This window comes from Bacillus cereus group sp. BfR-BA-01355 (assembly GCF_022663675.1).
Lineage (GTDB): Bacteria > Bacillota > Bacilli > Bacillales > Bacillaceae_G > Bacillus_A > Bacillus_A thuringiensis_S.
The window spans coordinates 1-12,114 of sequence record NZ_JAKUFY010000028.1; the positions used below are offsets into that span (position 1 = coordinate 1).

The following is a 12,114-nucleotide window of genomic DNA, read 5'->3' on the forward strand; positions in this document are numbered from 1 at the left end:
CATTTTTTAAATTATTTATATTTTTTTTATTATCATAGTGCCCTTTAATTGAATTCGGATTGGTTTTTTCTATTAAAGCTACATTAGCGTAAATATCGAGATTAAATACAAACTTTCCGTTTTGAAAATTAACAACTACCTTCCTTGTCGCGTTCTGTACGAATATGGAAGTGTTTGTTTTTTTGTTGGACTTTTTAGGAGGAAGCGCAAGGTGTAGTATCATTCGCCCGCTACTTTTTTGCTTATTTATAAGATTGAAAAATTTAACATCTTTTTTAGGGATATGAGTTAAATATTTCCCTTTTCGATTTAAAAATGCAATTCCTACTGTATCGATTTCATTCTTTGTTTTTTTGATAATTGGAACAGTTTGCGTCATTCCTTCTTCATTTTGTTCTCTCATTAATTGTTGAATTGTAGAAGAGACGGATTGGTTATTTTGAATTGACGATTCGATTACACCATTTATATAAGATGAAAGTGATGGTTTACTAGGCTTATGAATTGTAAAAATTTGTTCTGCAGGTCCATCTACAAGTACTACTTTAGCATTAATGGTAGCGTAAGGGTCACGGTAAGAAGAATCAAGCTCCTGCAACCAATTTGCTTCTTGCGCTAATTTTTTTCCAATTAAAATGATTTCAGCTTTGGAAGCTGTCATAAAGCCCGTTAACTTCGTATCTATCTTACTGAATCCAGTATATACAGTTGATGCTTGTGTCCAATGTTCTATAGTACTTTTTTGCTGTTTATGATGAAAGAGTGGTATGCTTGTTCCAACTTTTATGTCTCCATTAGGGGTTCTATCCAAGCCAATTAACAGGATTAATGAAACCTTCTCAAGAGGAATTCTCTGACTACAACCAATTATATATACACAACAAATTACAATCCATATCCATTTTCGAATCAAAGTTGTTTCCTCCTAGTAATCCAAGTAAAAAGAATACTGTAAGCGAAAAATAAGATTGGTAATAGAATAAAGAAAACGACATTTAAGATATCCATAAGAGAATATATAAACAAATATTGATCCACATCGGGATTTAGGAAAATAAATAGGCCAACTATAAATAACATAAAAGCAAGCAGCGCCCAATTGCGGGCGTTTTTTTGAAGTGAAATGGCCACAGATTCAAAACTGAAAAATAAATACGGATATATCGTAGTGGAAAATACAATTAAATAGTAAGCGATATATATAATTTCTAATCGTTCCATGAAAGAAAAACGAACCCCTTTTAACAGATGAAATACTGGCCAGATTACGTCTTTTATCCCCTCTGGACTAAAGTATATATAAGAAAGAATAGTAACATATAGATAGAAAAACATGGTTCCAGTATTCGCTATTAGTAGTCCTTTTATGGCTTTTTGCTTTTTTTGTAAGAATGGATATATATAATATGCAATTTCTAGGCCAGCATAAGGAGTAATGGTTTCTTTTGTTGCCTTTACAATAGGGTATAATCCTTCTTTAAATATAGGTAGTAGGTGTAAAGGATTGTAGTTAGTCTTTAGTGAAAAAAGAAGAAATAGTGGCATCCAAGTAGTGAAGAAGAAAACAAGCATAGAATAACTAGTAAGAGCCCTTAACCCACTCAGGGTTAAAATAATAAAAGGTAATAGTAATAATATGGTGATTTGATAAGCAGGAGTGGAAGGGAATATCCACACTTTTACAATATCGGTTGCCTTTAATAAAGTATTAAATCCAGCAAAAAATAGATAAAAGGCATATGCAAGAAAAAGAATTGTCCCTATCCATTTACCAAAGTATGTTTTTAAGATTTGTGAGAAATTTTTGTTAGGATTTTTTTGTAACATTAATATAATAAATACCCCGATTATAGAAGTAACTATCCATCCGAGAATGATCGAAATCCAGCCATCTGTGCCAGCATTAGTAGCAAGGGGGCTTGGCATAATTAACATACCAGATGCAAGTTGAAGCGAATGAATGAAAATAATAAATTCGAATAAAGTTACTTTTTGGAACTTAAGATTTCCCATGTTAACCACCTTCTTTTTTCTTTCTTTGTTTCGGCTGTCCTGTACTCGAGCGGGTGGTAATCATCGAAATAGGAAATCTTACAAAAGAATCTTTTAACTCTTGGAGACGAAATGGTGCGATTGGCATTCCATATGGTGAACCATAGGAAGTTAGTGAAACAAAATGAGCAAATAAAAGCATTAATCCACTAACAATACCTACAATCCCATAAAAGTAAGCCAATAACATCATTGGAAAACGGATAAGGCGTATAGAACTTGATAAATCATAATTAGAAACAATAAATGAAGCAATGGCTGTAATAGATACGATAATAACCATAACGTTACTAACAAGACCAGCTTGAACAGCCGCCTGTCCAATTACAATCCCTCCAACGATTCCAATAGTTTGTCCAATTGGTTGTGGTAAGCGAATGCCAGCTTCACGTAGCATTTCTAGTGTAATTTCCATTATAAAAGCTTCCAATAAGGGGGAGAAAGGGACTTTGACTCTTGATGTTGCAATAGAAGTGTATAAGTCTATAGGAATAATTTCAAAGTGAAAAGAGACTATAGCAATATAAAATGCGGGTAAAAAAATAGCTATAATAAATCCTGCAAATCGTAATAAGCGAAAAAATGATGCGATGAGCCAATGAATATTATAGTCATCTGGGGTTTGAAAAAATCCAATCAAATTCATAGGAACAACCATTGCACCAGGTGATCTATCCATTAACACTGCTACTTTCCCATCAAGTATATGATTTGAAATGGCGTCTGGGCGTTCGCTTAAATAAGCCTGTGGAAAAGGAGTCCAATTTTGATCTTTTGTATAATTAGATAGCTCTCCAATACTTAATACCGCATCTGTTTTGATTTTACAGATTCTAGTTTCTATTTCTTGGACTACATCTGCGTTTGCTACATCACCTAAGTAAATTAAATAGACTATAGAAGTGGCTCGTTCTCCAATCGTCAGCTTTTTGATCTTTAACTCTGTAGAAGGAATATATCGACGAATAAGACCTATATTTTTTGTGGCATTTTCAATAAATCCATCATGGGATCCTTTAATAGTAACTTCTGAAATTGGCTCTTGAATCGCCCTTTCTGCCCAGCCTTTTGTGTTTATTAGAAGTGACCGCTTTTCTCCCTCCATAAACAGTACACATTGCCCCTCAAGTAACCCTTCTTTAATTTCATTCCATGTATATACTATTTTGGTATGAGTAGCAATAATATTAGAATTAAATATTTGACTGTCTTCATTTACTTCTTGTAATAATGGTGTAACAACATTGGTTTTTAATGCAACACCATCTGTAAGGCCTTCAAAATAATATAGTAAAATATTCGTGTTTGTTTTTAATTGCAAAGGATGTTCAATTAAATCTGCACTAATATCAAAGATATTATCTAGTGTATTTTTAAGTTGTTTTAAGTTACTTGTTTGAATCTTTTCAATGGTTTTATCTGTCTTAGTTTCTAAGGTCTCTTCATTTAAGGACAAAATTGACACCTCTTTAATATATAACGATTAGTTGTATTTATTATTTTTATATGATTGAATTTTATTCACTAATTTAAACTAATTGGAGATAAGAATTAATAAATTTGATGTGCTATATTATTAATTCAATAATTGAGAGCAAAAAGCAGATGTAATTTGTGTGGAAATTTAAGTATTAAGATAGAATTGAAATTTGAATGATTATAATAAAAAGAACCCTTGATATTAAAGACATATAAATATTAAGAGTAAAGATAGTAAGGATTGAATATTCCTGCTATCTTTTTTTATCTTAGATTAAGAATTAATAATATATGGTAATGATAGATAAGTTATGATACATTCAGAGTATAAAATACAGAATATTCATTCTATTAAAAGGGACGTAGCCCACAGCGGGAGGCGTATCCGCAGAACGGTAGTTCGAGGACCTTGACTTTAAGTGTATTTAAAGGAGTTGGTAGCTAAATGACAATATCCCGTAAGGAAAAAACAATAAAGGATAAATGGCATGAGGTTGTATCCATTAGAGAAGCACAAACAGATAATGGGACAATGTACTATCTTATGGATGAAAACTTGAACTTTATACCCTTGACAAAAGAATATCTCAATATGATACAAGCTAGAGCTGAACGAGAAGTATCTCCTAATACGATAAAAACATACTGCTACAACTTATGGTATTTCATTGTGTATTTGAAGATAAAAGGGTTGGATATTTTGGACCTAGATGGTAAACCTGATGTTCTAACTAACTTCAAATTATGGCTCAAGAACCCGTATAGATTTTATGAAAATGTAGAAATGTTAGATTATGAATATGTAGAAGATGACCTTAAAGTTTCTACTATCAATGCTATCGTAGATAGAGTAAGTTCTTTATTTCTGTGGCTCAAAGCTAGTGGAAGGATTAAAGACAATCCTGTTGTGTATCGCAATGTCATGGTTACAAATGCGATGAGAGATAAAGATATGTTATCCCATACTCGAAGAAGCAGGACTGTTCAAAAGAACACTCTAAAATCAAAAGTTCCCCATGTTATTCCTAAGACCATTGACCAAAAGGATTTTAAGACATATCTGGAGGCAGTCAATCTCTTACGAGATAAAATCATTCTCTTATCTCTTAAAGAAGGAGGGATAAGGTCTGGTGAGCTTCTAGGAGTAAAGCTTGAGGACATTGATTATGGCGGGCAAGGCATACATATTCGTTTCAGGCTAGACAACGAAAATGGCTCAAGGGCAAAGGCAGGGTATGGCAGGGACAGGTTTGTTCATCTCCCTCCTGACCTTATGGTTTTGATAGATAGATATATTAGTAGCGATTGGGTGAATAGTGAACCCGTTACTGATTTCCTGTTCGTTGTGGTTAATAGTAATACCCCTATGGATAATGGAAAGCCGATGAAGAAATCAACGCTTACTTCTACCCTTAACTTTTACAACAAGAAAACGGGGATTAAGTTAAACACTCATAAACTCAGACATACGCACGTTACTGAATTAGCTAGAGAATACATTAGCAAAGGTGAACCGATAAACTGGAAATTTATTTCCGAAAGGGTTGGTCACAAAGATGTTGCAACCACTATGCAAATATACGCTCATTTAAATGCAGAAGACCATAAAAAAGAATACCAACGAATGAGTGAGTATAGAGAAGAGAAACGTAAGGAGAGAGAAAATGGCAAAAAGTGAAGCGGCATATTCATCAAAAGTAAATAACTCGAAGAGTTTAGGAGCAAAGGCAGCCGTCTCTCCTTTTCCTGTTGAAGTCATTGACACTTCTTGGATGACGAAGGCGCAGAAAAATTTCTTCGAAGTATTACAGAAGCCTGGAAATCGGGATAAAAAGTATGATGAATTATCTACTTTAGCAGGATATAAAACCCCTGTTACTTGGTATAAAGCCACAAGAGATGAACGGTTTACTGAGCTATTAGAAAGCATGGGTGTTCAGGTAAGATACTACGAAGAAGACTACCCTGCTCATCATGTAGTTGAATACATCAAGAATCCAAAAGAGCGGGAAGATTATCTGAAAGAAGATGTGTGGGATATGAGACGATTATTTAAGGATTATCCAAAACATCGCAACCCAGCAGGTTATATTGTTAAATTTACCGGGGTAGAAAATATTCACTTGCGGAAAACCGTAAAAAGATATTTTGTAAATATGCTAGGGAATTGGGAACCAGCTACATTCTGTGAACATCTAAAAAAGATGAGACCATTTTTTAGAATATTACATGAGAAATTCCCAAATATAAAATCTTTCAAAGAGTTAGATAGACAGAAACATATCGAAAAGTTGTTGCCTGACATACATTCACTATCTGAGCATGAAGCAGTAAGAGCAATAAGGGATACTCGTAATATGTTTCAATATATGTATGCAAATAAATGGTCCGATGGACCAAAAACAGATGCTTTATTGATTACCTATGATACGCCAAAACAAAGCGAAACCCTACCTAAACCTATTCCTCCGTATATCAAGATACAGCTAGATATTTATTTCGAGAATACGATTATCCCACTGCTGGAAGACGGTATGGACACGCCTATTGTATCTCCAACCTGTTGGGATTTAATCATCATTTTAAGATATACAGGAAGACGATTTGAGGACATGGCTCACCTAATTGCAGATGGAAGCGATATTGATTGTTTGAAATATGATTTAGATGGCGACCCTCAGCTCTTTCTTGACCATCGTATTGCAAAAATCAAAAAAGACTTGGTTGTACCGTTAGCGCATTTAAAAGACACTGAAGGAAGAAATATGGTGGAGCGTGCGATTTTACGCCAAAAAGAGCGCGTAAAAGAGTTGCCGACTACTTCCGATAACAAAAAATATTTATTCAGAGAAATAATTGCTTATGACACGAAAAATAAACCTGTGACAGAAGTTATCAGTTATAACTACGTATATCAGAACATATTGCCTAAAATATGTAATCAAATTCCATTATCAAACTTCGGAGCAGAATCTGGAGATATTTATCAAATAACACCACACCAGTTTAGGCATACGGTAGCTACTGAAATGATAGATGCAGGAGTAGATATTTACGCTGTAAAAAATTTCCTAGGGCACGCTTCGATAACTATGACTGAAAAATATATTAAAATTTACCAACAGAGATTGAAGAAGGAATTTAAAGATAAACTTCTTAAATCTGATGCCACAGTAATTAAGAATAATCTACCTGAACAAGAAGAAATCTTTGGTGATAATAAATGGGTCAAAAATAAGATTATCGCAATTTTCGACCAAGGTGACGGGTGTTGTGAGCATCCATATAAAATGCCTTCCTGTCCCCATCAAGTGGCTTGTAAAACGTGTATCAAGAAAAAGATACTCCCAAGGCATAAGAGCGCCGTTATTGATACCATAGACGCTTTTACAACACATCTAAATCAAGCTAAACAAATTGGACTCACTGAAAAGATTGAGGAATTTGATAAGGTAGTCCAGTTCTATCAAACTGCATTAGAAATCATTGAAAAAGGTGATACATTCGACGCAGCGAAACACTTTTACACAGGAGGCGTTCATTGATGGCTAATATGAACCCAAATACTTCAAAAATGGTTGAAACAAAGAAGAAGGAAAGTGAATTGAAGAAACAGGCTGTTTTAGTTGTTTTAAATGAGTTAGCAATCCTTGATGACCCTATAAACAATCCCATCTCAAAAGCCGAAATATGCCGTAAGGCAGGCGTCAGTAAAACATTCTTATATTCTTATCGAGAAGAGCTTATAAAGCCAATCGATGACGCAATAAAGAAACAAAATCAGAAGTTAAAGGTTATCACGAAAAAACAGACGTTCAGCGAAAACTCAAAGGACAAATTAATTGAGTCCCTAAAAAGAAGAATAGTTGAATTGGATGAAGAAAACAAAAAACTAAAAAAAGACACTGCCATTTTACTTGGAAAGTTGGCGAATAAATAAAAAGGAGCCTGTATCGAAAATTACTTAGTAATCGAAGATACAGGCTTTCATTATAAAGTCCTAACGGGCTCTATATGTCTTTAATACATTAGGTTCTTTTTTAGTTGGTAAATATGTTGTCAACAATAGATGGCGATAAAGGTAGTAATTTAGATGTCTTTATGTTAATCAGCTAAATTTTGTAGGAAGAATTCATTTTTCATTTATTTGGGTGTTCTAGTGTATTTGAATTTTGCGCACTAACAAATTTTGTTTAGGGACAAAATGCATTTTCTTAATTATCAGAAAAAATAGCGCAACAAAATTCCTATTAATTATTTTGGTAGGTATCAAATATTTCTTTGGCCTTATTTTCTTGATATTACCGTACGTTTATATGTTTCTAAGGGAAAGAAATACTTTCATGTTACCATCTATTGTTTGATTAAGATGGTAACATGAAAGTGAAACGTTTACAACCAGAAAATAAAGAAAAAATATTAAAATGCGACTTTTTTCGACAATTATTCTATGTTTATATTTAATTTTATTATAGGAAAAGGCGGAGGGAAGCGGACCTTTTCCTATAAACTGTTTTGTTGGAATTAGAAATAACTAAAAAAGTAATAATAGCTTAAAATTAAAATGAAATTCAATGATAAAGTTATTATTGAATTTTTGAACCTCAGGTGTCTTGAAAGTATGGTCAAATTTTAATCCACTTTGCATTTCTTCCTTTTGTAACTAGCTTAATATGGCCAAACAGTTGCAAGGAATTTAAAGCCTTACTGATTGTACTCTCTGCAATGTCTGGATAAGTGTTACGAATACTTTCTTTAGTAAAGGGTTGTTTTTGTTTAAGTATAAAATCCTGAATTCTCTCAACTTTAGTATGTTTACATATAGAATCTAGAACTGTGTTATGAAGATCTTTGTAAGCCTCTAATATAATGGTTAAAAACGTTTTTAACCAAAAGCTATTATTATGTTCCTCGCAGTACCAATTCACCGAAGATTTATAAATCGAATTGTAATAATCAGATTCATGTTTCTTAATATATTTATCCAAACATACATATTTTACAAATGTATGTCCACTCTTAATTAACAGCAATTGCATTAACATAAATGCCAACCTGTTATTACCTTGATTGAAAGGGACTATGCAATAAAAATTTAATATAAAACGAGCTATTAATAAAAGTGAATGAAGCCCCTTACTAGTATTTAATGAGTTGTATTGATCACATAATTGCTCCATAAACTGTGGAATAAGTTCATGTGGAAGAATGCGGTAACTATTCAAGTGCATTCCATGTTCTGGAATTCCTGGAATAATAAAAGGTTTTTCACGCCATTTGGCACTGTCAGAGGTAATGTAATGTATTAGTTGAAAATGTAATTCCTGTATAGTTGCTGGATTGATTAATAAAGTACAGGAGTTTTTATGTACAAAAGAAAGTGTTTGATAATAGCAAAAAATAGCATCTTCCGAAATATTTTGAGGTACGATATCATCTAAAATAAGTTCTTTTAATCTTTTATTAGGAACTTTTATATCCTCGTAAATAGTTGTGAAATTTTTTATGTAATGTAGTGGTATAGTTTTTTCTAAGCTATTAAATATGTCCTTGTTTTGTTCCTGATAAGCAGCTAATTTTCCTTTGAATTCGCTAATTTCACTTATTAAATTTATTAACCTCCTTTTCAATTCAATATTTTTATACTTATCATCAAAAAAGTCTCTCATTTTTGTTCCCCCTGTAACCCCTTAACACGTTGTTGCATATATCTTTCCATTCTAAAGGTATTCCACGACATCATTGTAAAATAACGACATTTTCGTTCTGATTTTAAATATATATCAGAATCTATATTTTTATTTAACAATTAAAACATGGAGATTATAAAGAAGAATCGTTAGGATTCAATTTTAATAGGCATAATCCTAACATCAAATGTACAAATGTACAATAAAAAAATAAAAAATATAAAACTATCGACTCTTTTGAAAGATTATTTAAAAGGGTTTTAAGAAATTGTAGGTATAGAGTGCTTTAGTTTAGCAGTAAATATTGAAGTGGTAATAAAGTTTTCATAGGTAATCATAAAGTAGATAAACTATTAATTTGTGACAATTATGTGTCTAATCTATTATATACTTTTATGAGAATTCTAAAATTAAATCCTAAAGAGCTGAATTTTCTATATTTATCATAAAGATCAGAAGAGGTGTGTTGATGAAATGTATCATTTTATATAAAAATATGTAACGTTTAATACTCGTATTGTAAAATATTTTGACATACGTTAATTTAAATATTAGGTACAGGAACATTTAATAAAAACTCAGTACTAAAATACCCTTTAAACGTTTCACCCTAAAATCGTTCTCAAGCACACTGAAGTTCATCCTTTGTTTCTGTGCCTTATTAGCTAAAAATAACATAATAAATTGTTAAAATGTGATAATTAAAAATGGGATTTTAAATCTTTTCTCTTTTCTTAAACGTTAACAATCTCTTGATAATCTGTTTAAAGTAAGGAAATACAGGATAGAAAATAGCTATTAATAAAGAAAATACAGTTAAGCTAGATACCTTAAGCTATTTTATGAGTAATTAAGCGTTAGTTTGAATTAGTAGGGGTATTATATGTGTTTTAACCTCAAGTGTATATGTTTAAGGTTAAAGGATTTGTGAGTGGTATAAAAGCAAAAAAGTCTGGAAGAAACGGATATAATCGGTTTCTTCCAGACTTTTTTGCTTTTTGTAATATAAAAAATTTATTTTTCCTATATGAGGAATTTTTTTGTTTTAATATTTGAATTTTTTGTGAAATTAAACGGAGTTTTTATTCTTCTTTTAATACATAATGTTACAAAATTGCGTAATTGTATTTACTTTATTTTTATAGGAGATTAAAAATAATAATAAATGTACCAATTTATGAGAGATATTAATATATTAATTGATGATTTGTTCGTTTATCCTTATATTGCTATTATATTAGCGAAAGCAATATATTGGGGGGACAAAAATGAAATTGAAATTAACATCTAAATTGGAAAGATTAAGAACAAGTAAAAAGGGGATTGGTGCTTGTGTTTTGGCTGCAGGCATGACGGCAATCACAATGGCTCCTCAAAGTGCGTATGCACATGGGTTTGTTGAAAAGCCGAGTAGTCGTGCTGCTTTATGTAGTCAGAATTATGGGGTATTAAATTTAAATTGTGGAAATGTAATGTACGAACCTCAAAGTCTAGAAGCACCTAAAGGATTTCCAGATAGTGGACCGATTGATGGGAAAATCGCTTCGGCAGGAGGGTTGTTTGGAGGTATTCTTGACCAACAAACATCAAATCGTTGGTTCAAAAACACAATTAAAGGTGGAGTAAATACATTTACATGGAAATATACAGCAGCACATTCTACAAGTAAATGGCATTATTACATTACAAAAAAGGGATGGGATCCTAACAAACCATTAACACGTGCTGAATTAGAACCAATTGGAACTGTGAAACATGACGGTTCGGCTGCATCAAATAATTTAACACATACAATTAATGTACCAACTGATCGTAATGGTTATCATGTTATTTTAGCTGTATGGGATGTAGCAGATACGTCAAATGCTTTTTATAATGTAGTTGATGTAAATTTAGTAAATAATGAAACTCCTGATACAGTAGCTCCAAGTCAACCAACTGAATTAAATGCCTCTAAAGTTTCTGCCAATAGTGTTGAAATAACATGGAAGGCTTCCACTGATAATATAGGTGTAAAAGAATATCAAGTGTTACGTAATGGAGAAGTAATTGATACGGTACCAGGTACAACTTTTATTGATAAAAAATTAAAAGCAGATACGGAATATACTTATACAATAAAGGCATTAGACTCTGCTGGAAACATATCAAAAGAAAGTGAAAAACTGAAGGTTAAGACAACACATACAATCCCCGATATGGAGGCTCCAACTCAACCAAAAGGATTACATAGTATGGGTACAACATCGACAACTGTTGATTTAATGTGGAGTCCGTCAGAAGATAATGTAGGTGTTGACCATTATATTGTATATAGAGAAAGCGCTGGGGTTATGAATAAAATTGGAACAGCGGCTAATACATCCTTTATGGATAAAGATTTGAAGGCTAATACATCGTATAATTATGTAGTGACGGCGGTTGATTTAGCTGGAAATGAATCTAGTAGAAGTGATGTTTTGAATGTAACAACAAAGTCAGAGAATTCCGCATATGAAAAATGGGATGCAAGAAAAGCATATACTAAAGGTGATAGAGTAGTACATGAGGGGAAAGTGTACGAAGCGGTTCAAAATCATCAAGGAAATGGCGACTCAAATTGGATTTTTGCTTTATCGCTTTGGAAGCCAGTTTTGAATAAATGATAAGCTGAAAAAGATAGTTTACAATTTTGGATTGCTCTTTAAAAATTAAGGGCTGTTCCAAATATAATTATCTAATGGATTAAATGATATGTTAATAAAGTGAAACTGTAATCAGTGGAGGTTTTGTTCATCCCCCACTGATTATCAGCCCTCACCAATCGGGCTTTTACGGGCGCCCGTTAACGCGGGATAAAATTTAATCGCTATCCTAATGTTTACGAAATGAAATTAAAAAAAGAATCCCAATG

At 32.4% G+C, this 12,114-nt stretch carries 8 protein-coding genes; 4 read left to right on the plus strand and 4 right to left on the minus strand.

Going from position 1 to position 12,114, the window contains the following annotated elements; all coding sequences use genetic code 11:
• From MR167_RS11895 to MR167_RS11905, 3 genes are all read right to left on the minus strand, one after another.
• Positions 1-913 (minus strand): Ger(x)C family spore germination protein (locus MR167_RS11895; protein ID WP_242314715.1); only part of this gene is annotated, 913 nt, incomplete at its 3' end.
• A complete protein-coding gene (locus tag MR167_RS11900; protein ID WP_000527367.1) occupies positions 910-2,013 on the minus strand; it encodes a GerAB/ArcD/ProY family transporter in 1,104 nt (367 codons plus the stop codon). The genes MR167_RS11895 and MR167_RS11900, both read right to left, overlap by 4 nt.
• Position 2,014: 1 nt before the next feature.
• Positions 2,015-3,508 carry a spore germination protein gene (locus tag MR167_RS11905; protein ID WP_000055704.1) on the minus strand — a complete coding sequence of 498 codons (1,494 nt, stop codon included), beginning with the start codon at positions 3,506-3,508 and terminating at the stop codon, positions 2,015-2,017.
• A 468-nt stretch (positions 3,509-3,976) separates the two neighbouring features.
• On the opposite strand from MR167_RS11905, the gene MR167_RS11910 reads away from it, so the two are divergent.
• Genes MR167_RS11910 through MR167_RS11920 form a run of 3 tightly spaced genes read left to right on the plus strand, consistent with a single transcriptional unit; the run spans position 3,977 to position 7,471 of the window.
• The gene (locus MR167_RS11910; RefSeq protein WP_033698661.1) at positions 3,977-5,209 is read left to right on the plus strand and encodes a tyrosine-type recombinase/integrase; all 1,233 of its coding nucleotides are present in this window, start codon (positions 3,977-3,979) and stop codon (positions 5,207-5,209) included.
• The gene (locus tag MR167_RS11915; protein WP_033698662.1) at positions 5,196-7,076 is read left to right on the plus strand and encodes a tyrosine-type recombinase/integrase; all 1,881 of its coding nucleotides are present in this window, start codon (positions 5,196-5,198) and stop codon (positions 7,074-7,076) included. Before MR167_RS11910 ends, MR167_RS11915 begins: the two co-directional genes overlap by 14 nt.
• Entirely contained in the window at positions 7,076-7,471 is a 396-nt protein-coding gene (locus MR167_RS11920; protein WP_097938931.1) for a DUF6262 family protein, read from the plus strand. The genes MR167_RS11915 and MR167_RS11920 overlap by 1 nt, the downstream gene beginning before the upstream one ends.
• Before the next feature lie 685 nt (positions 7,472-8,156).
• Here MR167_RS11920 and MR167_RS11925 read toward each other — a convergent pair.
• The gene (locus tag MR167_RS11925; protein ID WP_001204206.1) at positions 8,157-9,200 is read right to left on the minus strand and encodes a Fic family protein; all 1,044 of its coding nucleotides are present in this window, start codon (positions 9,198-9,200) and stop codon (positions 8,157-8,159) included.
• A gap of 1,289 nt (positions 9,201-10,489) precedes the next feature.
• On the opposite strand from MR167_RS11925, the gene MR167_RS11930 reads away from it, so the two are divergent.
• Positions 10,490-11,866, plus strand: coding sequence for a lytic polysaccharide monooxygenase (locus tag MR167_RS11930; RefSeq protein ID WP_000769024.1), 1,377 nt, complete (start codon positions 10,490-10,492; stop codon positions 11,864-11,866).
• The last annotated feature ends 248 nt before the right edge of the window (positions 11,867-12,114 follow it).

Bases quoted from the DNA above. Each gene is read 5' to 3' on its own strand.
- MR167_RS11900 (WP_000527367.1), bottom strand. From the start codon at position 2,013: ATGGGAAATCTTAAGTTCCAAAAAGTAACTTTATTCGAATTTATTATT.
- MR167_RS11910 (WP_033698661.1), top strand. From the start codon at position 3,977: ATGACAATATCCCGTAAGGAAAAAACAATAAAGGATAAATGGCATGAG.
- MR167_RS11915 (WP_033698662.1), top strand. From the start codon at position 5,196: ATGGCAAAAAGTGAAGCGGCATATTCATCAAAAGTAAATAACTCGAAG.
- MR167_RS11920 (WP_097938931.1), top strand. From the start codon at position 7,076: ATGGCTAATATGAACCCAAATACTTCAAAAATGGTTGAAACAAAGAAG.
- MR167_RS11925 (WP_001204206.1), bottom strand. From the start codon at position 9,200: ATGAGAGACTTTTTTGATGATAAGTATAAAAATATTGAATTGAAAAGG.
- MR167_RS11930 (WP_000769024.1), top strand. From the start codon at position 10,490: ATGAAATTGAAATTAACATCTAAATTGGAAAGATTAAGAACAAGTAAA.